Genomic DNA, 25034 nt, shown 5'->3' on the forward strand with positions numbered 1-25034 from the left:
TCTCTTTGTTGGCAGCACTTCCTCACCCCAGTCACATAGTTAGGCTATGCTCCTGGGGATTCGCGCGCTTGCCGCCGCGATACACCCCGAACTATTTGGACAACACAAAGCACAATAAGACAGGTTCTGCGTTTAGTTGCCGCGCTCTAAAAATTGGCGCTTATATTTTACCCTTTAACATTCAGGTTGCTGGTAGGCGGCAAAGGAGTGAATCCCGATGAGCTTACTCAAGTAAGTGATTCGGGTGAACTCCTGTAGCCAACACCCCAGCAGCGTGAAGGATGAAGGGTAGAAGACTCTTATTCCTTACGTTGCTGCAAGCGCCGCAGAGAACGTTCTCGACGGCTCTGTTCGCGGTTGCGATCCAGCAATATTTCTTCGATAAATGCCAGGTGACGGTGCGACGCTTCACGCGCCTGCTCCGGCTGGCGAGCCATAATCGCCGCAAAAATACTGGCGCGATGGCTGCTCACTTGCGCCAGCATTTCACGGCGCGCATAGAGCAATTCAAAATTCTGACGAACGTTTTGTTCGAGCATCGGTGACATACAGCGCAACAAGTGTAGTAGCACCACATTGTGGGCGGCTTCGGTTACAGCGATTTGATACTGCATAACCGCATCGGATTCTGCATCCAGATCGCCGGACTCTTGCGCTTTTTGAATGGCTAAATGGCAATCGCCAATACGTTTGAGATCTTCGTCCGTACCACGTAAGGCAGCGTAATACGCAGCAATACCTTCAAGTGCGTGGCGGGTTTCGAGCAGATCAAACTGGGATTCGGGATGGTCAGACAGCAGTTCGACCAGTGGGTCGCTTAAACTTTGCCAAAGACTGTTTTGGACAAAAGTACCACCGCCCTGACGACGTAGCAGGAGCCCTTTCGCTTCAAGACGTTGAATAGCCTCGCGCAGTGAAGGACGAGAAACGTCGAACTGTTTTGCCAATTCGCGCTCTGGTGGGAGTTTTTCGCCGGGACGCAAGGTTCCCTCGAGGATGAGAAACTCCAACTGCTGCTCAATCACATCGGATAATTTTGGTTGGCGGATTTTGCTGTAGGCCATGTATTCCCTGTCTCTGCCATTAGCGCTTATGCCCTTCAAACTTTAAATCATTCGGGGCAAAGTCAATTGGTATGACCAATTTCACATTCTTGACGCTAAAGTAACAAAGTATTCACCTTCTGTCCATATTGGTTTTGATTGAAATCATTAAACCCGGCACATTTTAACAACATTACAGAAATGACGTTTCATAACTGTAACTTTGCACAAATGTCACATTTACTCACACCCAGACGTATTTAACGTTTACGAAACAGTAAAAAGTGCTTTTTCTTGCAAATTGAAGCGATTCATCAGTTTAAAATATGAATATTAATTCACTGACATCGCTTAACCTGGATGAATAATTGACGAAGTGGAAAATGTGAGCGATATGACAACTGGTTTCTTTTTATTCAACTCGTCACGGCAATAATAGAAAGCAGGTGCAAATGCTGGCACTTACCACTATTCTTTGCGCTGCGGTAGTCTAATGCGCAAAATACTGGAATTAAAAACCGTAAAACAAACACTACACATTACGGAATTACAAACTTACATGTGCCGCTACGAGTACATATATAAGAAAAGACACGAGGGTTAACAATGGAACAAGGCGACACGCTTAAACGCGGCCTTAAAAACCGCCATATCCAGCTCATCGCGCTGGGCGGAGCTATTGGGACAGGCCTGTTTCTGGGCAGTGCATCCGTCATTCAATCCGCCGGGCCGGGGATTATTCTTGGTTACGCGATCGCAGGCTTTATTGCCTTTCTGATCATGCGCCAGTTGGGTGAGATGGTGGTTGAAGAGCCTGTAGCAGGTTCATTTAGCCACTTTGCTTACAAATACTGGGGTGGTTTTGCCGGTTTTGCGTCTGGCTGGAACTACTGGGTGCTGTACGTGCTGGTCGCCATGGCAGAACTGACTGCCGTCGGTAAATACATTCAGTTCTGGTACCCGGAGATCCCAACCTGGGCATCTGCTGCGGTGTTCTTTGTGGTTATCAATGCCATTAACCTCACCAACGTGAAAGTGTTCGGTGAAATGGAATTTTGGTTCGCTATCATTAAAGTCATCGCTGTCGTCGCGATGATTCTGTTTGGTGGCTGGTTGCTGTTCAGCGACAATGCAGGCCCACAAGCAACAGTGCGCAACCTTTGGGAACAAGGCGGATTCTTGCCACACGGCTTCACTGGTCTGGTGATGATGATGGCAATTATCATGTTCTCCTTCGGTGGGCTCGAGCTGGTCGGTATTACGGCTGCAGAAGCGGATAACCCACACGTCAGTATTCCGAAAGCGACCAACCAGGTTATCTACCGTATTCTGATTTTCTATGTGGGCTCACTGGCAGTTTTGTTGTCTCTGATGCCGTGGACTCGCGTTACTGCTGATACCAGCCCGTTCGTGCTTATCTTCCACGAATTGGGTGACACCTTTGTTGCCAACGCGCTTAACATCGTGGTTCTGACCGCCGCACTGTCTGTTTATAACAGCTGTGTTTACTGCAACAGCCGTATGTTGTTCGGCCTGGCGCAGCAAGGCAACGCGCCAAAAGCATTCCAGAAAGTGGATAAGCGTGGCGTGCCGGTGAATACCATTCTGGTCTCCGCACTGTTCACCGCACTGTGTGTCCTGATTAACTATTTGGCTCCAGCAGAAGCATTCGGCCTGCTGATGGCTCTGGTGGTTTCTGCACTGGTAATCAACTGGGCGATGATCAGCCTTGCACACATCAAGTTCCGTCGTGCGAAGGATAAAGAAGGGATGAAAACCCGTTTCCCTGCCCTGTTCTATCCATTAGGTAACTACATCTGTCTGCTGTTTATGGCGGCGGTGCTGGTTATCATGGCGATGACGCCAGGCATGGCGATCTCCGTATGGTTGATTCCTGTGTGGGTGGTGATTCTTGGTATCGGTTACTTCATCAAACAGAAGAACCTGAAGAGCGTTAAAGCTTAAGACTTTCTTCTTTGAATAAAGCGCCCCGGTGAGCCAACGCTTGCCGGGGCGCTTTGTTATCTACTTCACACTTCCTTTACAATGACAGTATTGTCCATCACTGCGCTGAATTACTGACACGCAATTATTCACCAATAGTTCAATACTCTTGTCCATATACTGGTCAGGAGCATTTCCAATGGAAAGCAGCAAATTATCGATTAAAGAAAAGATTGGCTACGGAATGGGCGACGCCGGGTGCAACATTATCTTTGGCGCCATAATGTTGTTTGTTAACTATTTTTACACTGACATCTTTGGCCTGGCTCCGGCACTCGTCGGCGTGATGCTGCTTTCTATCCGCGTTATTGATGCCGTCACCGACCCCATTATGGGCGCAATTGCTGACAGAACGCAGAGCCGCTGGGGGCGTTTTCGTCCATGGATTTTATGGATGGCTGCGCCATTCGCCTTCTTCAGCTACCTGATGTTTACCACACCAGACTGGGCTTATAGCAGCAAAGTAATCTATGCCTTCGTCACTTACTTCCTGCTGTCTTTAACCTATACCGCCATCAACATTCCTTATTGCTCACTCGGAAGCGTTATCACCAACGACCCGAAAGAACGCGTGGCCTGCCAGGCATATCGCTTTGTGATGGTCGGGATTGCCACGCTTATCCTGTCACTTTCACTGCTACCGATGGTTGACTGGTTTGGCGGCGGCGACAAAGCCAAAGGTTACCAAATGGCGATGGGTGTGTTGGCGGTACTGGGAATGTGTATGTTCCTGTTCTGCTTCACCACCGTTAGAGAACGTGTGCGCCCGGCTGTACCAAGCAACGACGATCTGAAGGCTGACCTGAAAGATGTGTGGAAAAACGACCAGTGGGTGCGCATTCTTCTGCTGACCCTGTGCAACGTCTGTCCTGGATTTATCCGCATGGCAGCCACCATGTACTACGTCACCTGGGTAATGGGGCAAAGTACCAGCTTCGCAACGTTGTTCATCAGCCTGGGCGTGGTAGGCATGATGGGCGGCAGTATGCTGGCGAAAGTGCTGACCGACCGCATTTGCAAACTGAAAGTGTTCTTCTGGACCAACATCGTGCTGGCGATTTTCTCCTGTGGTTTTTACTTCCTCGACCCGCACGCCACCACGCTTATTGTAGTGATGTACTTCCTGCTCAACATTCTGCACCAGATTCCGTCACCGCTGCACTGGTCATTAATGGCTGACGTTGATGACTACGGCGAGTGGAAAACCGGTAAACGCATCACCGGTATCAGCTTCTCTGGTAACTTATTCTTCCTGAAACTGGGGTTAGCAATTGCTGGTGCGATGGTTGGTTTCCTGCTTTCCTGGTACGGTTACGATGCGGGCGCAAAACAACAAAGCGCTGACTCAATTAACGGAATCGTGATGCTGTTTACCATTATCCCTGGCGTCGGCTACCTGATTACCGCAGGCGTAGTGCGTCTGCTGAAAGTTGACCGTGAACTGATGCAGCGCATTCAGGCTGACCTTGAAAAACGCCGTATCAACTACCGCGAACTGAATGAATATCACGACAGCAAACCTGTTGAAGCCAAACTTTAAGGAAGCGTTATGAACCAGGAGCAATGGCCAAATCCCTTTATAGAGCAACGCGCTGACCCGTTTATTTTGCAACATGGCGATGGCTACTATTTTATTGCGTCAGTGCCGGAGTACGACAGACTGGAGATCCGCCACGCAGCAACTTTAAGCGAGTTGCCTAATGCACAGCCTTCCGTTGTGTGGCGCAAACCGAACCACGGCCCGATGAGCGAGCTTATCTGGGCTCCAGAACTGCATCATATCGACGGCAAGTGGTATATCTACTTCGCCGCCGCCCATACACAAGAGCTGGATCAGCTAAATATGTTCCAGCATCGGATGTTTGCGCTGGAATGCGCAGACGCCGATCCGTTAAGCGGAAAATGGAGTGAAAAAGGCCAGGTAAAAACCCAATTCGACAGCTTCTGTCTGGATGCCACAACCTTTAAACATCAGGGCAAGCAATGGTATTTATGGGCGCAAAAAGATCCGAATATTGCCGGTAACTCGAATATCTATCTTGCTGAACTGGAAACGCCGTGGGCCATCAAAGGCACGCCTGTGATGTTAAGCAAGCCTGAACTGGACTGGGAATGCAGAGGTTTTCTGGTTAACGAAGGCCCGGCGGTGGTGGTTCATGGCGACAAGCTGTTTGTCAGCTATTCAGCCAGCGCCACCGACGAAAATTACTGTATTGGGCTGTTGTGGATCGACCTGAAAGCGGACCCAACCAACGTGGCTAACTGGTACAAATCTCCGCAGCCGGTGTTTACCACCAGCTACGAGAACAAACAGTTTGGGCCAGGGCATAACAGCTTTACCAAAACCAAAGACGGTGAGGACGTGCTGGTGTACCACGCGCGGAATTATACGGAAATTGAAGGTGACCCGCTGTATGACCCGAACCGCCACACACGTCTGAAAACACTCGAATGGGATGAAAACGGTATGCCAGTGTTTGGCATACCGCCTGAGGATAACCGTTAACCTGAGCGGCGCTCTGGCCTAAACCAGTGTGCCGTAAATAGTCAGCAACGCCACTACCACCAAAATCACCAAAGATGTTTTCTTCGCCAGAGAAACGGCGGCTTTCGGCGTTTTGATTTTATCGAGATGCGGCTCTCGTGCCAGTGAAAACTGGGCGAGTTGAGTCAGCACCTGATACTGCGAAGTATGACGGTCGGCCAGGGATGCAAACCACGCCGGAAGTGCCCTTTCACCGTGCCCCAGTAGCGCGTAAGCCACGCCAACCAGACGCACCGGCACCCAATCCAGCACATGCAGAATGGCATCAATTCCTGAATGCAGACGCTGCTGCGGCGTGTGATGACGAGCAAGCCAGGTCTGCCACGCGCGCAGAAAAGCATAGCCCGCAAGCGTAACCGGCCCCCAAACTCCACCGACGATAAACCAAAAAAGCGGTGCGATATAAAAACGAAAGTTAATCCACAACAGCGCGTTTTGTAGCTCTTTGAGGTACTCACGTTCATCGCAGTCTGGCGGGATGCCATGAATCAGCGTCAGTTCACTCGCCATCGCATCACGCGCGTGGCTGTCGTCGTGGCTCGCTGCCTGCAAATAAGCGTGATAATGCAATCGAACCTGGCCTGCGCCAATACACAGCACGCCGAGCGCAATCCAGAAAACCAGCAACGGGACATTGAAGAACAAACCATGCAACGCACGAATACAGAGGAAAACCACCAGCATGCACAGGGCGGTCATCAGGATAGTGCGCATCAGCGAGAAGCTTTTTACTCGCCGAAAAAGCACTTCAAGGCGGTGATCTAACTGCCAGTGCTCACCCAGCTTAAACAGCCGCTCTGAAATCATCACCAGCAGCAATGTAAATAGCGTCATTTGTTCTCCTTGTTTGACGTGACCTCAACCGCCTGACGAAAACGCGACCAATCAAACGCGGGGCCTGGGTCTGTCTTACGATCCGGTGCAATATCGCAATGCCCCGTCATATTGTCAGCAATTGACGGATACGCCTGAATCAATGTTTCAGTGATAGCCGTAAGCTGTTGATATTGCGCATCAGTATAAGGCAGCGTATCGGTACCCTCCAGCTCTATACCAATGGAAAAATCGTTACAACGCTCACGCCCCTGATACAAAGAAATACCCGCATGCCAGGCACGTTTATCAAAAGGAACATACTGAACGATTTTGCCATCACGGCGAATCAAACAATGCGCCGAAACGCGCAAATGGGCGATTCCGGCAAAATATGGGTGAGCCGTGGCGTCAAGCGTGCCACTAAATAAAGCATCAATCCATGGACCACCAAATTCTCCTGGTGGCAAACTGATGTTATGCACCACCAGCAGCGAAGGGGTTTCATCCTCCGGTCGGCAATCGAAATGTGGGGAAGGAACCTGCTTTACGCCCACTAGCCAGCCGTCTTTTAGCTGCATCCATAGTCTCCTCAGTAGTGGTACTTGACGTCGCATCAATGTAGCATGTTTCGACATTAACTAAGCCATTTCGGAGTTTTATCATGCCGCCTCGCCGTTATAACCCAGACCGCCGACGTGACGAGCTTCTCGAACGTATTAACCTTGATATTCCCCAGGCTGTTTCCCAGGCTTTACGTGAAGATCTGGGTGGTGACGTCAACCCTCAAAATGATATTACCGCGCAATTACTACCTGAAGAACATTGTTCCCATGCGGTGGTCATCACCCGTGAAAACGGCGTATTTTGCGGTAAACGCTGGGTTGAAGAAGTGTTCATCCAACTTGGCGGAGATGTCAAAGTCACATGGCATGTCGAAGATGGCGATCTTGTTGTGGCTGACCAGCCGTTGTTCGAACTGGCCGGCCTTTCGCGCGTATTGTTAACCGGCGAACGGACTGCGCTTAACTTTGTGCAAACGCTGTCTGGCGTCGCCAGTGAAGTTCGCACTTACGTCGACCTGCTGGCAGGGACCAATACGCAACTACTTGATACGCGTAAAACACTGCCAGGCCTGCGCACCGCGCTGAAATACGCAGTATTGTGCGGTGGCGGCAGCAACCACCGCTTAGGCTTGTCTGACGCTTTCCTGATTAAAGAAAACCACATCATCTCCTCGGGTTCGATTCGCCAGGCGATAGAAAAAGCCTTCTGGTACCATCCGGATGTGCCGGTAGAAGTTGAAGTTGAGTCGCTTGAAGAACTGGAACAGGCGCTGCATGCCGGAGCTGATATTGTCATGCTCGATAATTTCAACGTTGAAGATATGCGCCAGGCTGTCGCTATCACCGATGGCAAAGCCCGCCTGGAAGTTTCCGGCAACGTGACGAAAGACACCATCCGTGAATTTGCCGAAACAGGTGTCGACTTTATCTCTGTGGGTGCGCTAACTAAACATATTCGCGCACTCGATCTCTCTATGCGCTTCCGCTAATGCCTGCCAGGCAGATGAGGTAATATTCATCTGCCTTTTTCTTCTCGTTTCGTCACCGCTCGCATTTTCAATGCTTCCCTATGCAAACCATAAATAAATCCTGGAAGACGCCTTCCTGATACTTCGACTCGCCCTCGTCTGAGCCATTTTTACGGCGCAAAGTGCCCGCAATCATATTCAGGAGCGGCACATGAACAAACAACATGGATTCACACTCATTGAGCTAATGGTGGTCATTGGCATCATTGCGATTCTTAGCGCCATCGGCATACCGGCTTACCAAAACTACCTGCGAAAAGCGGCACTGACAGACATGCTACAAACCTTTGTCCCTTACCGTACCGCTATAGAGCTTTGCGCGCTTGAACGAGGTGGAATTAGCGAGTGTGATGCCGGAACTAACGGTATTCCGCCCCCTAAAACGACCCGTTATGTCAGTGGCATGAGCGTTGAAAATGGCACGGTTACTCTGACAGGACAAGAAAGCCTGAATGGGCTTGCCGTTTCGTTAACCCCAAGCTGGAGTGACTCCGAGGGTGTGGAAGGTTGGACACGAACCTGCGCCACGACCGATGGCGGTTCGCTTAAACAGACTTGTGAAGAGGTTTTCCGTTTTGATAATAACCAGGCGGGAAACTAAGCCATGGAAAATCGGCAGATCCTCGCCCTGTGCAACCAATATCAAGCAGTATTACTTTCTGAAACTCCAACACTGCATATCGCCATTGCACCGAATCCGCCCGCGCAGTTTTTTGAAGCATTGCGTTTTATCTGTGATAAACCAGCAAACATTGAATACTGGCCAGTCGAGCAGTTGGAGAAAGCACGCCATTCAGGTGTTTCTGCCAACACAGCTGAAACAGCTGAAAATTTCGCGCCAGTGGTTAAGTTGCTACAAGAAACACTTCATAAAGCAATACAACTCCGTGCTTCAGACATTCACTTTGAGCCGATAGAGCAAGGCTACCAGATTCGTTTTCGCGTCGACGGTGTACTACAACTGCAACCCCTTCTACCCGCTCATCTGGCTGCACCATTAACGGCAAGGTTAAAAGTACTGGGAAGTCTGGATATCGCAGAGCGTCGCTTACCCCAGGATGGGCAAATGGAGATTGAAGTCGAACAGCACAAATGTTCATTTCGCATTGCTACGCTACCGGTGTATCACGGTGAAAAGGTCGTTCTACGTTTAATGACCCAAACCAAACAAACTTTTGAGCTTTCAGATTTGGGAATGTCACCGGATGACTGCACCCGTTTTCAGAGTTGTTTAGCCAACCCACAAGGCATGATTCTGGTCACCGGCCCCACCGGCAGCGGTAAAACCATCACACTTTACAGCGCACTAAAGATACTCAACCAGATTTCCAGCAACCTCTGTAGCGTAGAAGACCCGATAGAAATTCCGATGCGGGGGCTCAATCAAACGCAGGTAAACAGTAAAGCAGGGTTGAGTTTCCAGAGTGTATTACGCGCCTTACTGCGCCAGGATCCCGACATCATCATGGTGGGTGAGATTCGGGACGGTGATACCGCTGATATTGCCATTAAAGCAGCGCAAACTGGGCACCTTGTACTTTCAACACTCCATACCAACTCAACGGCTGAAACTGTGGTTCGCCTACAACAAATGGGGGTGGAGCGCTGGATGTTAGCCTCGGCGTTGAACATGGTGGTCGCACAGCGACTGGTTCGCAAACTCTGCCCTCACTGCAAGCAACAGCTTGCGGAAGACATCACGCTTCCGACAACACTCTGGAATCGAGCTTTACCCTACTGGCAGGCAGTCGGTTGTGAACGCTGCTACGGCGGCTTTTATGGGCGAAGCGCCTTGTTTGAAATTTTACTTATCGACCCGCACCTACAAGCTGCGATTATCAAAGGCATGCCCGCTAATGAAATCGAAGCTCTGGCTCGTCAACAAGGTATGGAGACGCTATTCGAAAATGGCTGTCGAGCAGTGGAACAAGGGCTAACCACTCTCGAAGAGTGTTATCGGGTACTGGGTATACCTCATGGCTAAGTTTTTGCTTTGGCGCTGGAAAGCGATCGATCAATTCGGACAAGTACAGAAAGGAGCGGTATTAGCGGAGGATGCCACATCCGTTACCGATCAATTGTTCAATGCCGATCTTCAGCTGTTGCATCTACGTAAAACCTCGCACACCCGTCGTGGCTGCTGGAATATTCAGCAAAAAATTCAAGTATTCCGCCAGCTTGCTACGCTACTTCAGGCAGGAATTTCCTTATCTGATGGATTAGTGCTTATTGCTCAGCAACATCCCTTTGAGGAATGGCGTGCTTTGCTAAAAGACATTGAGCAACGTGTTTCAAACGGTACACCATTTTCAGCCGCATTAAGGCAATGGCCGAAGATTTTCCCTGCGCTATTCATTGCCCTTATTCACATTGGGGAGTTAACGGGGAAGCTGGACGAGTGCTGTAAAAGATTAGCTGACCAACAAGAAAAACTGTATCAGCTGCGTAAAAAGGTCATGAAAGCCTTGCGCTACCCACTGTTTATTATAGTTGTCGCCTTACTTGTCACTATCGGAATGATGAGTTTTGTGCTGCCGGAGTTTGCCAATATCTATCGATCTTTTAACGCCCCACTGCCTGCCATTACGGCGATGGTAATGGCAGTGTCAAATTGGGTCACGACGCAAGGTTTGAGATGGTTATTGGCGTTTGTCATTCTGTTTGCCTGTGGATATTTTCTTCGGCGACGAAAACCTCACTGGCAAGAGTATGAGCAAAATCTTTTGCTGCACATTCCGCTGATTGCCCCACTTTGGCGAGGGCAAATTCTCAGCCAAATCTATACCACACTGTCACTCTCCCAGCAGGCAGGCATTCCTTTATTACAAGGACTTGAGGCGGTGGAAACGACACTCACTCCACTGCTGTGGAAAAAAGTGATCTCGCAAATTAGCGCCAAAGTGATCCAGGGTGTTCCGTTTTGGCATGCGCTCAATGAGAGTGAGCGATTCACAGCGTTGTGTTGTCAGCTGGTACGGGTTGGTGAAGAGTCAGGCTCTTTGGATTTGATGCTGGAGAAACTGGCGAGTTGGCATCACAACAATACTGAGGAACTGGCGGATAACCTGGCCGCAGCGCTGGAGCCAATCATGATGATCGTCGTGGGTATTATAATTGGGACACTAGTGATTGCGATGTATCTGCCTATTTTCCAGCTAGGAGATGCGATGAGTGCGGGATGACGGCGCGGCCAAAGCCACGCCGTTTATATCGCTTAGAGGCTATTGAAAACGCGGTTTTCCTGCTCATTCACACGAATGAACGTAGTACGTTTGGTCAACTCTTTCAGGCGAGAAGCACCAACGTAAGTACAGGCAGAACGCAGGCCGCCCATAATGTCACGAGCAGTGTTTTCAACCGGGCCGCGCAATGGCAGCTTAACGGTTTTGCCTTCTGCTGCGCGGTATTGCGCAACACCACCAACGTGGCGAGTCATTGCAGACTCGGAACTCATACCGTAGAACAGCATGAATTTCTCACCGTTTTCTTCAACGATTGTGCCACCGCTTTCGTCATGACCAGCCAGCATACCGCCCAGCATCACGAAATCTGCACCGCCGCCGAATGCTTTAGCAACATCGCCCGGCATAGTACAACCACCGTCGCTAACAATCTGGCCGCCAAGGCCATGAGCCGCGTCGGCACATTCGATAACAGCTGAAAGCTGTGGGTAACCCACGCCGGTTTTCACACGGGTAGTACAAACTGAACCAGGACCGATACCGACTTTAACGATATCCGCACCAGAGAGAATCAGCTCTTCGCACATTTCGCCAGTCACAACGTTACCCGCACAGATCACTTTATCCGGCCATGCTTCACGCGCTTTAGACACGAACTGAGTGAAGTGTTCAGAGTAACCATTCGCCACATCGATGCAGATAAATTGCAGCGCAGGGTTCAGGTTGAGAATTTGTTTGGTTTTCTGGAAGTCAGCATCAGATGTGCCGGTGGAAACCATCACGAACTTCAGGATGTTTTCTGGAACAGATTTAACGAAGTTGCTCCACTCTTCAACAGAGTAGTGCTTATGGACAGCAGTAAGGATATCAAACGAAGCCAACGCCTCGGCCATACCGAATGTACCCACGGTGTCCATGTTAGCAGCAATGATCGGCACACCTGACCATGCAATACCGGAGTGTTTGAAAGTGAATTGGCGCTCGAGCTCTACATCAGAGCGGCTTTTAAGAGTGGAACGTTTTGGGCGAATAAGAACGTCTTTAAAACCTAACTTCAAATCTTCTTCAATACGCATGTTGCAGATTCCTGGGTCGAATGGCGAAGGACGCGTGAACGCAATTGGCGATTTAGGCACCAATTCCAGTGACGCTATCATACGCACTATTAATGCCGCCGCAAGACTGCGAAAACAGTCTTTTTTGCGCTACAATCGTTAAAATTTACCTTAGAAATATGAAATCGCTTTAGGGTCTGGGTCTTATGGTTTATACGGTGGCATTAACGGGTGGGATTGGCAGTGGTAAAAGTACTGTCGCCGATAACTTTTCCCAATTAGGTATTACCGTAGTAGACGCAGATGTAATTGCTCGTCGGGTGGTTGAGCCAGGGCAACCTGCTCTTAGCATTATTTCTGACCATTTTGGCAAAGAGATTCTTCTTCAGGATGGCACTCTTAACCGCCGGGTTCTTCGCGAAAAGATCTTCTCTTCACCTGAAGAAAAACAATGGCTCAATGCGCTGCTACATCCACTGATCCATCAACGAACCCGAACTGAAATCAATGAGGCTCTTTCCCCCTACGTTTTGTGGGTTGTTCCGTTGTTAGTTGAGAATAATCTACAGCAAATGGCCGATCGCGTGCTGGTTGTTGATGTCTCGCCAGAGGTGCAAATCGCACGTACTATTGCGCGCGATAAAGTCAGTCGTGAACATGTGCAACAAATCCTTACTGCACAGGCGACACGCGAGGCGCGCTTGAGCGCTGCCGATGATGTAATTAATAATGATGGTGCCGCCGAACAGGTGGCCGCACATGTTGACCGTCTGCACCGCCAGTATCTGGAACTGGCGTCCCAGGCCGCACAGCAGGAAAATGAATAATGAGCACCCAGATTCTTTTTGAGCACCCACTGAATGAAAAAATGCGTACCTGGTTGCGTATCGAGTTCTTAATCCAACAACTCGACAGTTCATTACCGGTAGATGGGACTTCCAAAGCCCTTCATTTTTTCCGTAATGTCGGTGACCTGCTAGACGTCTTTGAACGAGGTGAAATTCGCACAGATATCCTCAAAGAGCTTGAGCGCCAGCAGCGTAAATTATTGAACTGGGCTGAGGTTCCTGGTGTAGATATGCAGCTTATCGATTCGCTGCGTAGCCAGCTCAAAGAACGCGGTAGTGTTTTAATGGCAGCGCCACGCCTTGGGCAGTCTTTACGAGAAGACCGTCTGATTGCCCTTGTTCGTCAGCGTCTAAGTATTCCTGGCGGATGCTGCAGTTTCGATTTGCCAACGTTACACATCTGGTTGTATTCGCCACAAGAGCAGCGCAATGCCCAAATTAATACCTGGCTTACGAGTTTGCAGCCGTTGAAGCAGGCATTGGATTTGTTGCTGGATATTATTCGTAATTCGGCTCCATTCCGTAAACAAACCAGCCTGAATGGTTTTTATCAGGATAACGGTGATGATGCTGATTTGCTGCGTTTACAGCTGGATCTCTCGTCCCAGCTCTACCCCCAGGTTTCTGGTCATAAAAGCCGTTTTGCAATCCGTTTCTTACCGCTAGATAGCGAAAATGGAATTATCCCTGAGCGTCTCGATTTTGAGCTGGCATGCTGTTAAGGAGCGAATATGTCTGAACTTACTAAAGTAAACTGCCCTGGTTGTGGCAAAGTCGTTGTCTGGAATGAAGCCAGCCCGTATCGCCCATTTTGCAGTAAACGTTGCCAGCTGATTGACTTAGGTGAATGGGCCGCTGAGGAAAAACGTATTCCAAGCAGCGGCGATTTGTCAGAGAGTGATGACTGGAGTGAAGAAGATTTACGTTAGCTCTGCTGTAATTTTCTGATAATCGGTTCATTTGCTGGTGGGAAATCTGCTGCCACCAGCGCATTCTGTGTAACCCACTGCCCCGGTTGCCCTTCTTTGCCCCACGGCTCGCCTTCCCAGCTCTCCACCATGAAAAACCACAGCGTGATATGTCGGTCCGGGAACTGGTAAGCCAGTTTATCAAACAGCGTAAACCCAGTGACCGTGATGCCTGTTTCTTCATGTAGCTCGCGAACTAATGCTTGCTCTGGCGTTTCATCAACTTCGATTTTCCCACCGGGAAACTCCAGCTTATTTGCCATATGAGCGTCAGCAGCTCGCTGAGTGATAAAAATCTGCCCTTGGGAATTGCGAATGATCCCGACGGCTATTTCTAGTTGTTTCATTTTTGTGCAGGTGCTCCATAGAAAAAAGGCGCAGCAAGCTGCGCCTTCGTCAACAATACAGTTCTTAGCTTAAACGGCCATGACACTGCTTGAATTTTTTACCGGAACCGCATGGGCACGGATCGTTACGACCCACTTTGCGCTCACCCGTCTCTGCTGCCAGTGATTCCGCAGCCAGCGTATCGTCATCCTGATGGCTCAACTGCTGCATCTGCGCCAAACGCTCAGCTTCATCACGACGCTGTTGTTCCATCGCTTCTACTTCTTCAGGCATACGAACCTGGACTTTGCTCAAGGTACTGATAACTTCATATTTCAGAGCTTCGAGCATAGAAGCAAACATGGCAAAAGATTCACGCTTGTATTCTTGCTTAGGATCTTTCTGCGCATAACCACGCAAGTGGATACCCTGACGCAGATAGTCCATAGCCGCCAGGTGCTCTTTCCACAATGAATCCAGGGTCTGTAGCATCACGCCTTTTTCGAAATGACGCATCATTTCAACGCCAACCACTTCTTCTTTACGCTGATACACTTCCATTGCGTTTTGCAGAATACGCTCACGCAGAGTTTCTTCATGCAGCTCAGGCTCTTTATCCAGCCACTCTTTAATTGGCAGCTCGAGGTCAAAGTCGTTTTTCAGGCGTTCTTGCAGGCCTTCAACATCCCACATTTCTTCGAGTGATTGCGGTGGGATGTGCGTGTCGATTGTCACTTTAAAGACATCTTCACGGATGCTGTTGATGGTTTCGCTAACGTCGCTCACGTCCAGCAATTCGTTACGCTGGCTGTAGATCGCACGACGTTGGTCGTTCGCCACATCATCATATTCGAGAAGCTGTTTACGGATATCGAAGTTACGGCTTTCAACTTTACGTTGTGCGTTAGCAATTGCCTTAGTGACCCATGGGTGTTCAATCGCTTCGCCCGGCTTCATGCCCAGTTTACGCATCATGCCTGAAACACGATCGGATGCGAAAATACGCATCAGTGAATCTTCCATAGACAGGTAGAAACGCGATGAACCCGCATCACCCTGACGACCGGAACGGCCGCGCAACTGGTTATCAATACGGCGAGATTCGTGACGCTCAGTACCGATGATATGCAGACCACCAGATGCCAGAACTGCGTCATGGCGAATCTGCCAGTCAGCTTTAATCTGCGCGATTTGCTCAGGCGTTGGGTCTTCAAGCTCAGCGACCTCAGCCTGCCAGCTACCACCCAGTACGATATCCGTACCACGACCAGCCATGTTGGTTGCAATGGTCACTGCGGCAGGATAACCCGCCTGCGCCACGATACCGGCTTCGTTAGCGTGGAACTTGGCGTTCAGAACATTGTGTTTGATACCCGCTTTGGTCAACTCAGCAGAAACCACTTCGGATTTTTCGATAGAAATGGTACCAACAAGAACGGGCTGACCGTTAGTAGTACGCTCTTTAATATCTTCAATGATTGCCATAATCTTGTCTGCTTCAGTCATATAGACCAGATCAGGCATGTCTTTACGGATCATTGGACGGTTAGTCGGCACAACGATAGTATCGAGTTTGTAGATAGAGCTAAATTCGAATGCTTCGGTATCCGCAGTACCCGTCATACCGGCCAGTTTTTCATACAGGCGGAAGTAGTTCTGGAAGGTAATAGATGCCAGCGTCTGGTTTTCGTTCTGAATGTCGACGCCTTCTTTAGCTTCAACAGCCTGGTGCAGGCCATCAGACCAACGGCGGCCTTGCATGGTACGACCGGTGTGTTCATCAACGATGATAACTTCGCCATCTTTAACGATGTAATCAACGTCACGGGCGAACAGCACATGCGCACGCAGTGCTGCAGTCACGTGGTGCATCAGCATAATGTTCGTCGGGGAGTACAGAGACTCACCTTCTTCCATAATGCCTTCCTGTACCAGTAACTCTTCAACCAGTACCAGACCGCGTTCAGTAATGTTTACCTGACGAGATTTTTCGTCTACGGAGAAGTGGCCTTCACCCTGGAAAGTATCAGAATCTTCTTTTTCCTGACGGATCAGGCTCGGGATGATTTTGTTTACTTTACGGTACATCTCGGAGCTGTCTTCAGCAGGACCGGAGATGATTAGCGGCGTACGCGCTTCATCGATAAGAATTGAGTCAACCTCATCCACCAATGCGTAGTGCAGTTTACGCTGTACACGTTCTTCAGGGCTGAACGCCATGTTGTCACGCAGGTAGTCAAAACCGTATTCGTTGTTGGTGCCGTAAGTGATGTCAGCAGCATAAGCTTCACGCTTTGCCGGAGCTGGCATGTTTGGCAAGTTAATGCCAACGCTCAGACCGAGGTATTCGAAAAGCGGACGGTTGTTTTCGGCATCACGCTGGGCCAGATAATCGTTCACAGTAACCACGTGAACACCACGGCCACTCAGCGCATTCAGGTATGCTGGTAGAGTTGCGGTCAGTGTTTTACCTTCACCTGTACGCATCTCTGCGATACAGCGATCGTTTAGTACCATACCGCCAAGCAGCTGCACGTCGAAGTGACGCATCCCGAATACACGCTTACTCGCTTCACGAACAACCGCAAAAGCTTCTGGGATCAGATTTTCAAGTACTTCACCTTTCGCAAGACGAGCACGGAACTCATTCGTTTTGGCTTTTAATTCATCATCGGAAAGTTTTTCAATTTCCGGTTCCATACTGTTGATCAGGGTGACAACTTTACGCATACGACGCAGAGTGCGGTCGTTACGGCTACCGAAAACTTTAGTTAATAATTTGATTAGCATGATTAATTCTCAAACGCCTGCCATCAGGGCAGAGCTAAAAATAACGTTATAATTAAAGGAAAGGAATTTAGCTGAGGCGTTGTGGACCGGCGCGGATACCGTGAACCTGGCTAATCCAAATGGCAGGACTGAATGTCTCAACCGCTGGAGATTGCCAAAGCGCGATATGACGCACAATAACAGGGGGTTTGCTTTCCTGGGTAAGAAGCGCTGTGAGCGTGTCCAGCAAAGCGAGTTTGTGTGCCTGAAGTGGCAAACTTTCTTGTGCTACAGGCAATGCTTGAGGTGCCATTGCAAATGAAAGATGACGAATTACTGTACGAATAGCATGTTGATGCCAGTAATCGACACTAAAAGATGGTCGGCGGGTACTTTCCTGCAATAATGCCAGACTATTGAAGCTAACCTTATTCAGGTAGTCGTGGCTACTGGTAGATGTTTCGGCAGGGGCGGTTGGTTCGGTATTTTGGCTGAGCGCAGGCATGCCAAAACTCGCCGCAACCATCCCTAATAAGAGATGCGGCCAGAAATAACGTCTGCCAAACTGTCGCCAACGATTTAGAATACCAATCACTTTATCCGCCGGAGCATTATGTATGCGTGATAGCCGCCCACAATCTTTAGATCATTTGTTCGATGATGCTGGTGCCGAAAGCGTGTTGCAAAACGTGCAACAGCGCGCAACTGCGCTACTTAAGCTCAACAGGGCAGTGAAAGGGATATTACCCGCTCAACTGCATCCCTGGTGCCGGGTAGCAAATTTCCGACAAGGCATTCTCGTACTTGAAACTGCAAATGCTAGCTGGCTGATGCGGTTACGCTATGAACAAGCCACGCTACTGAGTGCATTACGTGCACAAATATTACCATCATTGACATCAATCGACATCAGGATTAATCCATCACTGGCTGTAATTGGACAAGAATCAGTACAAGAAAACAGCACTCAGACAGTGAAAGGGAAAACTGAAGGGGTCAACAGAGTGTTAAGCCAGCAAAGCGCGGAGGCATTAAGAATGGTGGCTGAACGTAGCCCTGAGAAATTGAAGGCAATAATAGAACGACTGGCGTCATTGGCCGGAGAGAGTACCAATGAAACCAGTCGTAATAAATAATTCTGGTGTTATGCCAGAACCATTTTCGGTGCTTTGAACGCTAACGGAAGTTCGGCATCGTCCTGGAAGGTTGCCCATTCCCAGGCTTCTTGCTTCGCCAGAACCGCTTGAAGCAGTTTGTTATTCAGTGCATGACCTGACTTATAGGCGGTAAACGCGCCGATAATGTTATGGCCGCACATGAACAAGTCGCCGATTGCGTCGAGCATTTTGTGACGAACGAATTCATCTTCAAAACGCAGACCGTCTTCGTTCAGTACGCGATAATCGTCAACAACGATGGCACAATCGAAGCTACCGCCCAGGCACAAACCACGGGACTGCAGATATTCGATATCACGCATAAAACCGAAGGTACGAGCACGACTAATCTGGCGCATAAACGCGTCCGCAGAGAAGTTCATACTGTAGCGTTGGGTACTGGCATCAATCGCCGGATGGTTAAAGTCGATGGTGAAATCCAACGAGAAACCATTGTACGGCTTGAATTCAGCCCATTTATCGCCGTCTTCAACGCGAACTGTTTCTTTCACGCGCACAAATTTCTTCGCACAGTTTAATTCGTCAATCCCGGCATCAAGCAGCAGGTAGACGAATGGCGCTGCACTACCGTCCATGATTGGGATTTCTGGGGCATTGACTTCAATAATAATGTTATCAATACCTAATCCCGCAAGGGCGGCATTCAAATGCTCAACGGTAGAAATCCGCACATCGTGCTCGTTCACCAGGCAAGTACAGAGCATGGTATCACGCACAGATTTGGCATCTGCCGGAAAATCTACCGGAGGATTCAAGTCGGTGCGACGATAGATGACCCCGGTATTTGCCGGCGCAGGGCGCAACGTCAGTGTGACTTTCTTGCCGGTATGTAAACCGACGCCAGTCGCCTGAACGATACGTTTAAGTGTCCTTTGTTTGATCATCGTATAATCTCGCCAATTACCTATCCAACCGAAGTGTATATCACAATCGGTGGGCCAGTTTAGCACAAAGAGCGCAGATCCCCAACTTCCGGTTTATTCTTAATCAGCTTGCTTACGCAGAAACGCTGGAATATCCAGATAATCAGGCTCTTTCGTTGTTTGTGGCGTATTGTCATTCACTACTTTTGCAACTGGCTTTTGCTCTTGTTGAAGAGGAGCCATACCGTGTTGCTGGTAGCGATCCATCACTGGCTGCTGAGTCTGCTTGTTGGTCACTAGAGTAATTTCTGGACGTTTGTCCATGCCAATACCAGTTGCAACAACAGTCACACGCAGTTCGTCATTCATCTCTGGATCCAGAGAAGTACCGATAACCACAGTAGCGTTATCAGATGCGAACGCACGAATGGTGTTACCCACAGTTTCGAACTCATCCAGACGCAGGTCAAAGCCAGCGGTGATGTTGACCAGAACGCCACGAGCACCAGACAGATCGATGTCTTCCAACAGTGGGCTGGAAATCGCCATTTCTGCCGCTTCTTCTGCACGATCTTCGCCACTTGCTACACCAGAGCCCATCATGGCATAACCCATTTCGGACATTACGGTGCGCACGTCAGCAAAGTCGACGTTCATCAGACCCGGACGGGTAATCAGTTCAGCGATACCCTGAACTGCACCTTTCAGTACATCGTTTGCTGCGCCAAAAGCGTCCAGCAGAGAAATACCACGGCCCAGAACTTTCAATAATTTGTCGTTCGGAATGGTGATCAGTGAATCAACATGCTTAGACAGCTCGGCAATACCCTGCTCCGCGAACGCCATGCGCTTCTTGCCTTCGAAGTTGAAAGGCTTAGTCACAACGGCTACGGTCAGGATGCCCAGATCTTTAGCAACTTCCGCAACTACCGGCGCTGCACCTGTACCAGTACCGCCACCCATGCCAGCGGCGATAAAGACCATGTCTGCGCCTTCAAGGGCTGCACGTAACGCATCGCGGTCTTCTTCCGCAGCGGTACGACCCACTTCAGGGTTAGCTCCAGCACCCAGACCTTTGGTAATACCATTACCAATCTGGATAGTCTGGCCTACCGCAGTTTTACGTAACGCTTGCGCGTCAGTATTCACTGCAAAGAATTCAACACCTTCGATGCGTTCACGCACCATGTGTTCAACGGCATTACCGCCGCCACCACCGACGCCGATGACTTTAATCACCGCGTCGTTGGTCAGTTCCATAGGTTCAAACATAGTTTCTCTCCGTTTTGTGCCTGTCGCCTGAGACCACTAATTTTGTCTGGTCTCTTATAAAAATTAAAACTCTTTTCTCAGCCAGCTGTTGATTCGCTTAATCCATGAGCCGACAGAGGTCCGTTTTTCCACTTCCGCTTCACCACTGAGATGAGTTTCTTTCCCGTAGTGCAGCAAGCCGACCGCTGTGGAGTAATAAGACTCCTGGGCGTAATCAGTCAGGCCGGTAATATTTAACGGTTGTCCGATACGAACTTGCGTATGGAACACGCGTTGCGCACAGGCTGCCAGACCTTCAATTTGTGCAGCGCCACCCGTTAGTACAATCCCCGCCGCCAGGTGGTGCTTCACACCTTGTTGGCGAAGTTGCTCTTGTAATTGCAAAATCTCTTCGTTGACCAGATTCAACAGTTCGGTATAACGAGGCTCGATGACTTCAGCGAGCGTCTGGCGTTGCAGGCTACGCGGTGGACGTCCACCGACGCTTGGCACTTCAACGTTTTCATCTTTACCGACAATTGAACCCAACGCGCAACCATGGCGGACTTTAATGGCTTCTGCATCACTCGGTGGTGTACCAAAGGCGTAAGCGATATCGCTGGTCACCACGTTCCCCGCATAAGGGATAACCTTGGTGTGGCGCAACGCGCCGCCAGTGTAGACCGCGATGTCCATAGTACCACCACCGACATCCACAACGCAGACCCCTAATTCACGCTCATCTTCGGTCAATACTGCGTAGCTCGCCGCAAGACCTGCAAAGATCAGTTGGTCCACTTTCAAGCCACATCGTTCAACAGCTTTGACGATGTTTTTAGCCATATCGTTATGGCAGGTGATGAGGTGCACTTTAGCCTGCATGCGCACCCCCGATAAACCTACAGGATTTTTGATGCCTTCCTGGTAGTCAATTGCATATTCTTGCGGGATAACGTGCAAAACACGATGTTCGTCACGTACGCGTACTGACTTCGCGGTGTGAACAACGTTCTCAACGTCTTCCTGCGTCACTTCTTCTTCCGAAATTGGCACCATGCCAATCTCGTTTTGACAGCTAATGTGTTTACCTGACAGCGCAAGGTAGACCGAAGAAATCTGGCAATCAGCCATAAGCTCGGCCTGGTCAATCGCGCGCTGAACGCATTTCACGACTGACTCGAGATCGTTTACGCCACCTTTGTCCATACCACGCGATGGGCAACTGCCCACGCCAATAATATTGACCATACCGTCAGGCAGAACTTCCCCTACTAAAGCGGCAACCTTTGCGGTACCGATCTCCAGTCCTACTACCAGTTTTCTGTCCGTCGCCTTGATCATTGTTATTCTGCCTGTGCCTGATTCTGTTGCTGATTAGGATTAGGTTCCTCTACGGGAGCTGGCTGCCAACCCACTGCCGCGCCTGAGTCATAACGCAAGTCGACGTAGCTAATCCTTTTATTGTCGGCTTGCTCTTGCTGCTGTAGAACAGGGTAAAGTTCTACAAAGCGACTCAAGCGTTTCATCGTATCGCCACGGCCCAAGTTGAGCTTGATGCCATTATTCAACGTCAATTGCCAGGAACGACGAGCGGTCATCGCCGCTTCTTTCAAAGTAAATTTATCCTTTGCCAGCACATCGCCCATTGCGCGATAGCCTTGCAAGACTTCACCTTCACTGCCTTCGGGTCCAGATAACATAGGTAAAGTCTGCTTTACCGCGCGTTCTGCTGGAACGCTAAACGCAATTCCTTGCGCATCAATCATATGCTGATCATTCCAGCGCGCTATGGGTACATATTCAACCAGATGAATCTTCAATTCGTCCGGCCACTGCTTTCTGACACTCGCCTGTTTAATCCACGGCAAGCGTTCAATTTGCTGCTGGATGATATTCACATCCTGGGTCATAAAGGTGCCTGGTGGCCCAAGTGCCAGAATTGACTGACGAATATCATCGTTACGGGTGTAATGCCGTTCACCAGTAACTACCAACTTAGACAGTGGCAGACGTTGTGCATCTTCCATCCAGCCGACGACAATCCAGCCGCCGATAAATACCGTAAACAGCACTGCACTGAGGAAAATGATCCCGGCCAGTCGCCCGCCATTACTGCGGCGAGAGCTGGTTTCCTCTTCTTCCTGGCGATTACGTGTATTCAGAGCTGCTTGCGACATATCAGTCTGCCAACTCCAGAATACGCACCACCAGTTGAGAGAACGTCATGCCTGCCTGACGTGCCGCCATCGGCACCAGACTATGGCTGGTCATGCCAGGGGACGTGTTAACTTCCAGCAGATAAAACTGCCCGTCACTATCCAGCATGACATCTACGCGCCCCCAACCACTGCAACCCAAAGCTTGCCAGGCTTGCAGCACTAACGCCTGCAATTCTTGCTCGCGTTGTTCGATTAAACCGCCTGGGCAAAAATACTGTGTTTCATCAGAGAGATACTTCGCCTCATAATCATAGAAAATTCCGGCGGGTTGAATGCGAATTGACGGCAAAATTTCTTCACCCAGGATAGCAACCGTGTACTCAGGGCCACTTAACCATTTCTCAATCAACACTTCTTCATCGTGTTCGAAGGCCAGTTCAAGTGCTGCTGGCAGTGCAGCAACGCTATCAACCTTCGACATCCCCACGCTTGAACCTTCACGGCTTGGTTTCACGATAACTGGCAGCCCCAGGCTGGCAATACGTTCTACCGTGGTTGCGCTGATACCGGCTTCCACATCACGGCGAGTCAATGCAACCCACGGAGCAACGGGTAAACCGGCACCTTTCCATAACAATTTGGTACGCAGCTTATCCATAGAGATAGCCGAAGCCATCACGCCACTGCCGGTATATGGCAGTTTCAGGAAATCCAGTAACCCTTGCAGGGTTCCGTCTTCGCCACCACGGCCATGTAAAGCAATAAATACTTTTTCAAAACCCTGCGCTTTCAGTTCAGTCACCGGTGTATTTTTCGAATCGACCTCGTGAGCGTCAATTCCGGCTTCTCTCAGGCCCGCGAGTACCGCTGCACCTGATTGCAATGACACCTCACGTTCAGCAGAAGTTCCGCCGAACAGGACAGCGATTTTCTCAGCCATGTTGGTCGCCCTCCTTAGTGTGGGACTGCAAGCGGAATTCAGCCAGGTTTCTGGCAACTTTCCCAACATTTCCTGCACCTTGCACCAGGATCAGGTCATTTCCTGACAAAACTGGCGCTAAAATGTCCGCAATCTGACTTGCGTCAGGTACAAGAATTGGGTCGACTTTTCCACGGCCACGAATAGTGCGGCATAGCGAACGGCTATCAGCGCCTGGAATTGCAGCTTCACCGGCAGAATAAACATCCAGCATCAGCAAAGAATCGACTTGCGACAATACGTTAGCAAAATCATCGTACAAATCACGAGTACGCGTGAAGCGATGCGGCTGGAAAATCATCACCAGATTTTTATCCGGCCATCCCGCACGTGCAGCTTTAATGGTGGCATCCACTTCTGTCGGATGGTGACCGTAGTCATCAACCAACATCGCGGTACCTTCTTTGCCATTCACTTCGGCAAGCGGATACTCACCCAGGAAATCAAAGCGACGCCCTGTACCCTGGAAGCTTTCCAGCGCACTCAGAATGTCAGCATCATCAATGCCTTCTTCAGTGGCAACGGACACCGCAGCAGCCGCATTTAATGCGTTGTGGCGGCCAGGAGCATTCAAGGTCACATGCAGAGCTGGCTTACCCTGACGTGCGATGGTGAAATGCCCCTGCGGCCCTTTCTGCTGATAATTTTCAACACGAACGTCAGCGTCTTCACTAAAACCGTAAGTGGTGATCTTGCGGCCCACTCGTGGCAACAGCTCGCGAATAACCGGATCGTCTACACACATCACAGCCAGGCCATAAAACGGCAGGTTGTGCAGGAAGTTAATAAACGTCTGCTTTAAATTCTCGAAGTCGCCCTGGTAGGTATCCATATGGTCAGCTTCTATATTTGTCACCACAGAAACCATCGGTTGCAGATGGAGGAATGACGCATCACTCTCATCGGCTTCAGCAATCAGGTAACGGCTATGACCCAGACGCGCGTGGGTTCCTGCAGCTTTCACCAGACCACCATTGACAAAAGTCGGGTCGAGGCCAGCTTCTGCATAAATACTGGAAACCATCGCTGTAGTGGTGGTTTTCCCGTGTGTGCCTGCAATGGCGATGCCATGACGGAAGCGCATCAGTTCTGCCAACATTTCAGCGCGACGGATAACGGGAATACGCGCTTCATGCGCCGCAACAATTTCTGGGTTATCCATCGAGATGGCGGTAGAAACCACCACAACACTCGCATCCAGTACGTTCTCTGGACGATGGTTGAAATAAATCGTGGCGCCCAGCGCCGACAACTGCTGAGTGACCGGGTTCGGAGCCAAATCAGACCCGCTGATCTGGTAACCTTCGTTAGCTAAAACTTCGGCAATACCGCCCATACCGGCGCCGCCGATGCCAACAAAGTGAATGTGCCGGACGCGACGCATCTCGGGCACGATAGAACGCAGTTTCGCCAGTTGTTGTGTATTCATTCTCTAACCTGCAGCGTCAAACGCCAT

The 25034-nt window shown here is 49.9% G+C and carries 24 protein-coding genes; 11 read left to right on the plus strand and 13 right to left on the minus strand.

What is annotated here, in order from left to right:
- Nucleotides 1-299 precede the first annotated feature (299 nt).
- Nucleotides 300-1064 (minus strand): pyruvate dehydrogenase complex transcriptional repressor PdhR, encoded by a 765-nt coding sequence (pdhR, locus tag MES37_RS00455; protein ID WP_064539884.1) that lies wholly within the window; start codon nt 1062-1064, stop codon nt 300-302.
- Nucleotides 1065-1649: 585 nt separating this feature from the next.
- Here pdhR and aroP point away from each other — a divergent pair.
- From aroP to MES37_RS00470, 3 genes are all read left to right on the plus strand, one after another.
- Nucleotides 1650-3008, plus strand: a complete 1359-nt coding sequence (gene aroP, locus MES37_RS00460) for an aromatic amino acid transporter AroP (RefSeq protein ID WP_064539886.1) — start codon at nt 1650-1652, stop codon at nt 3006-3008.
- A 178-nt stretch (nt 3009-3186) separates the two neighbouring features.
- On the plus strand, nt 3187-4587 hold the full coding sequence (locus MES37_RS00465; RefSeq protein WP_064539888.1) for a glycoside-pentoside-hexuronide (GPH):cation symporter: 1401 nt from the start codon (nt 3187-3189) through the stop codon (nt 4585-4587).
- Nucleotides 4588-4596: 9 nt separating this feature from the next.
- Nucleotides 4597-5553: a glycoside hydrolase family 43 protein gene (locus tag MES37_RS00470; RefSeq protein WP_237929896.1), complete on the plus strand. Its 957-nt coding sequence runs from the start codon at nt 4597-4599 to the stop codon at nt 5551-5553.
- Nucleotides 5554-5571: 18 nt separating this feature from the next.
- Here the strand turns inward: MES37_RS00470 and ampE are convergent, their stop codons facing one another.
- Together ampE and ampD are read right to left on the minus strand one after the other, a co-directional pair.
- Nucleotides 5572-6426 carry a beta-lactamase regulator AmpE gene (ampE, locus tag MES37_RS00475; protein WP_064539892.1) on the minus strand — a complete coding sequence of 285 codons (855 nt, stop codon included), beginning with the start codon at nt 6424-6426 and terminating at the stop codon, nt 5572-5574.
- Nucleotides 6423-6986 carry a 1,6-anhydro-N-acetylmuramyl-L-alanine amidase AmpD gene (gene ampD / locus MES37_RS00480; RefSeq protein ID WP_064539894.1) on the minus strand — a complete coding sequence of 188 codons (564 nt, stop codon included), beginning with the start codon at nt 6984-6986 and terminating at the stop codon, nt 6423-6425. Before ampD ends, ampE begins: the two co-directional genes overlap by 4 nt.
- A gap of 83 nt (nt 6987-7069) precedes the next feature.
- Between ampD and nadC the strand changes: the two genes are divergently transcribed.
- The 4 genes from nadC to hofC all read left to right on the plus strand — a co-directional run bounded on the left by nadC (nt 7070) and on the right by hofC (nt 11181).
- Nucleotides 7070-7960, plus strand: a complete 891-nt coding sequence (nadC, locus tag MES37_RS00485) for a carboxylating nicotinate-nucleotide diphosphorylase (protein WP_237929897.1) — start codon at nt 7070-7072, stop codon at nt 7958-7960.
- Nucleotides 7961-8150: 190 nt separating this feature from the next.
- On the plus strand, nt 8151-8600 hold the full coding sequence (ppdD, locus tag MES37_RS00490; protein ID WP_237929898.1) for a prepilin peptidase-dependent pilin: 450 nt from the start codon (nt 8151-8153) through the stop codon (nt 8598-8600).
- Nucleotides 8601-8603: 3 nt separating this feature from the next.
- Complete coding sequence (gspE, locus tag MES37_RS00495; protein WP_064539900.1) at nt 8604-9983, plus strand: type II secretion system protein GspE; 1380 nt, start codon at nt 8604-8606, stop codon at nt 9981-9983.
- Entirely contained in the window at nt 9976-11181 is a 1206-nt protein-coding gene (gene hofC / locus MES37_RS00500; protein ID WP_232886612.1) for a protein transport protein HofC, read from the plus strand. Before gspE ends, hofC begins: the two co-directional genes overlap by 8 nt.
- 32 nt (nt 11182-11213) lie before the next feature.
- Here hofC and MES37_RS00505 read toward each other — a convergent pair whose 3' ends face one another.
- Entirely contained in the window at nt 11214-12257 is a 1044-nt protein-coding gene (locus MES37_RS00505; RefSeq protein WP_064539904.1) for a GMP reductase, read from the minus strand.
- Between the two features lie 185 nt (nt 12258-12442).
- On the opposite strand from MES37_RS00505, the gene coaE reads away from it, so the two are divergent.
- From coaE to yacG, 3 genes are read left to right on the plus strand one after another with little or no spacing between them, the layout of a single operon-like run.
- The gene (gene coaE / locus MES37_RS00510; RefSeq protein WP_064539906.1) at nt 12443-13063 is read left to right on the plus strand and encodes a dephospho-CoA kinase; all 621 of its coding nucleotides are present in this window, start codon (nt 12443-12445) and stop codon (nt 13061-13063) included.
- Nucleotides 13063-13806: a cell division protein ZapD gene (zapD, locus tag MES37_RS00515; protein ID WP_064539908.1), complete on the plus strand. Its 744-nt coding sequence runs from the start codon at nt 13063-13065 to the stop codon at nt 13804-13806. The genes coaE and zapD overlap by 1 nt, the downstream gene beginning before the upstream one ends.
- A 9-nt stretch (nt 13807-13815) precedes the next feature.
- On the plus strand, nt 13816-14013 hold the full coding sequence (yacG, locus tag MES37_RS00520) for a DNA gyrase inhibitor YacG (RefSeq protein ID WP_064539910.1): 198 nt from the start codon (nt 13816-13818) through the stop codon (nt 14011-14013).
- Here the strand turns inward: yacG and mutT are convergent.
- From mutT to secM, 3 genes are all read right to left on the minus strand, one after another.
- Entirely contained in the window at nt 14010-14399 is a 390-nt protein-coding gene (gene mutT, locus MES37_RS00525; protein WP_064539912.1) for an 8-oxo-dGTP diphosphatase MutT, read from the minus strand. The two genes, yacG and mutT, sit on opposite strands and share 4 nt — an antisense overlap.
- Before the next feature lie 64 nt (nt 14400-14463).
- Complete coding sequence (gene secA / locus MES37_RS00530; protein ID WP_064539914.1) at nt 14464-17169, minus strand: preprotein translocase subunit SecA; 2706 nt, start codon at nt 17167-17169, stop codon at nt 14464-14466.
- Between the two features lie 67 nt (nt 17170-17236).
- Nucleotides 17237-17743, minus strand: a complete 507-nt coding sequence (secM, locus tag MES37_RS00535; protein ID WP_064539915.1) for a secA translation cis-regulator SecM — start codon at nt 17741-17743, stop codon at nt 17237-17239.
- A gap of 22 nt (nt 17744-17765) precedes the next feature.
- Between secM and MES37_RS00540 the strand changes: the two genes are divergently transcribed.
- Complete coding sequence (locus MES37_RS00540; protein ID WP_133522757.1) at nt 17766-18284, plus strand: DUF721 domain-containing protein; 519 nt, start codon at nt 17766-17768, stop codon at nt 18282-18284.
- A gap of 8 nt (nt 18285-18292) precedes the next feature.
- Here MES37_RS00540 and lpxC read toward each other — a convergent pair whose 3' ends face one another.
- From lpxC to murC, 6 genes are all read right to left on the minus strand, one after another.
- Complete coding sequence (gene lpxC, locus MES37_RS00545) at nt 18293-19210, minus strand: UDP-3-O-acyl-N-acetylglucosamine deacetylase (protein WP_064539919.1); 918 nt, start codon at nt 19208-19210, stop codon at nt 18293-18295.
- A gap of 99 nt (nt 19211-19309) precedes the next feature.
- The gene (gene ftsZ / locus MES37_RS00550) at nt 19310-20461 is read right to left on the minus strand and encodes a cell division protein FtsZ (RefSeq protein WP_064539921.1); all 1152 of its coding nucleotides are present in this window, start codon (nt 20459-20461) and stop codon (nt 19310-19312) included.
- Between the two features lie 63 nt (nt 20462-20524).
- On the minus strand, nt 20525-21781 hold the full coding sequence (gene ftsA / locus MES37_RS00555) for a cell division protein FtsA (RefSeq protein WP_034460940.1): 1257 nt from the start codon (nt 21779-21781) through the stop codon (nt 20525-20527).
- Nucleotides 21782-21783: 2 nt separating this feature from the next.
- A complete protein-coding gene (gene ftsQ / locus MES37_RS00560) occupies nt 21784-22617 on the minus strand; it encodes a cell division protein FtsQ (protein WP_064539923.1) in 834 nt (277 codons plus the stop codon).
- Nucleotide 22618: 1 nt separating this feature from the next.
- Nucleotides 22619-23539 carry a D-alanine--D-alanine ligase gene (locus tag MES37_RS00565; RefSeq protein ID WP_237929899.1) on the minus strand — a complete coding sequence of 307 codons (921 nt, stop codon included), beginning with the start codon at nt 23537-23539 and terminating at the stop codon, nt 22619-22621.
- On the minus strand, nt 23532-25007 hold the full coding sequence (gene murC, locus MES37_RS00570; protein WP_064539927.1) for a UDP-N-acetylmuramate--L-alanine ligase: 1476 nt from the start codon (nt 25005-25007) through the stop codon (nt 23532-23534). Before murC ends, MES37_RS00565 begins: the two co-directional genes overlap by 8 nt.
- Nucleotides 25008-25034 lie beyond the last annotated feature (27 nt).

It is taken from the genome of Buttiauxella sp. S19-1 (assembly GCF_022134725.1).
In the GTDB taxonomy this organism is placed as follows: domain Bacteria; phylum Pseudomonadota; class Gammaproteobacteria; order Enterobacterales; family Enterobacteriaceae; genus Buttiauxella; species Buttiauxella ferragutiae.

Excerpts from the sequence above, each read along its gene's own strand:
- ppdD (WP_237929898.1), top strand. The coding sequence starts at position 8,151 with ATGAACAAACAACATGGATTCACACTCATTGAGCTAATGGTGGTCATT.
- MES37_RS00470 (WP_237929896.1), top strand. The coding sequence starts at position 4,597 with ATGAACCAGGAGCAATGGCCAAATCCCTTTATAGAGCAACGCGCTGAC.
- hofC (WP_232886612.1), top strand. The coding sequence starts at position 9,976 with ATGGCTAAGTTTTTGCTTTGGCGCTGGAAAGCGATCGATCAATTCGGA.
- nadC (WP_237929897.1), top strand. The coding sequence starts at position 7,070 with ATGCCGCCTCGCCGTTATAACCCAGACCGCCGACGTGACGAGCTTCTC.
- aroP (WP_064539886.1), top strand. The coding sequence starts at position 1,650 with ATGGAACAAGGCGACACGCTTAAACGCGGCCTTAAAAACCGCCATATC.
- zapD (WP_064539908.1), top strand. The coding sequence starts at position 13,063 with ATGAGCACCCAGATTCTTTTTGAGCACCCACTGAATGAAAAAATGCGT.
- ftsZ (WP_064539921.1), bottom strand. The coding sequence starts at position 20,461 with ATGTTTGAACCTATGGAACTGACCAACGACGCGGTGATTAAAGTCATC.
- ampD (WP_064539894.1), bottom strand. The coding sequence starts at position 6,986 with ATGCAGCTAAAAGACGGCTGGCTAGTGGGCGTAAAGCAGGTTCCTTCC.
- MES37_RS00465 (WP_064539888.1), top strand. The coding sequence starts at position 3,187 with ATGGAAAGCAGCAAATTATCGATTAAAGAAAAGATTGGCTACGGAATG.
- mutT (WP_064539912.1), bottom strand. The coding sequence starts at position 14,399 with ATGAAACAACTAGAAATAGCCGTCGGGATCATTCGCAATTCCCAAGGG.
- ftsA (WP_034460940.1), bottom strand. The coding sequence starts at position 21,781 with ATGATCAAGGCGACGGACAGAAAACTGGTAGTAGGACTGGAGATCGGT.
- pdhR (WP_064539884.1), bottom strand. The coding sequence starts at position 1,064 with ATGGCCTACAGCAAAATCCGCCAACCAAAATTATCCGATGTGATTGAG.
- ampE (WP_064539892.1), bottom strand. The coding sequence starts at position 6,426 with ATGACGCTATTTACATTGCTGCTGGTGATGATTTCAGAGCGGCTGTTT.
- coaE (WP_064539906.1), top strand. The coding sequence starts at position 12,443 with ATGGTTTATACGGTGGCATTAACGGGTGGGATTGGCAGTGGTAAAAGT.
- secA (WP_064539914.1), bottom strand. The coding sequence starts at position 17,169 with ATGCTAATCAAATTATTAACTAAAGTTTTCGGTAGCCGTAACGACCGC.
- ftsQ (WP_064539923.1), bottom strand. The coding sequence starts at position 22,617 with ATGTCGCAAGCAGCTCTGAATACACGTAATCGCCAGGAAGAAGAGGAA.
- murC (WP_064539927.1), bottom strand. The coding sequence starts at position 25,007 with ATGAATACACAACAACTGGCGAAACTGCGTTCTATCGTGCCCGAGATG.
- MES37_RS00505 (WP_064539904.1), bottom strand. The coding sequence starts at position 12,257 with ATGCGTATTGAAGAAGATTTGAAGTTAGGTTTTAAAGACGTTCTTATT.
- yacG (WP_064539910.1), top strand. The coding sequence starts at position 13,816 with ATGTCTGAACTTACTAAAGTAAACTGCCCTGGTTGTGGCAAAGTCGTT.
- gspE (WP_064539900.1), top strand. The coding sequence starts at position 8,604 with ATGGAAAATCGGCAGATCCTCGCCCTGTGCAACCAATATCAAGCAGTA.
- lpxC (WP_064539919.1), bottom strand. The coding sequence starts at position 19,210 with ATGATCAAACAAAGGACACTTAAACGTATCGTTCAGGCGACTGGCGTC.
- MES37_RS00540 (WP_133522757.1), top strand. The coding sequence starts at position 17,766 with ATGCGTGATAGCCGCCCACAATCTTTAGATCATTTGTTCGATGATGCT.
- MES37_RS00565 (WP_237929899.1), bottom strand. The coding sequence starts at position 23,539 with ATGGCTGAGAAAATCGCTGTCCTGTTCGGCGGAACTTCTGCTGAACGT.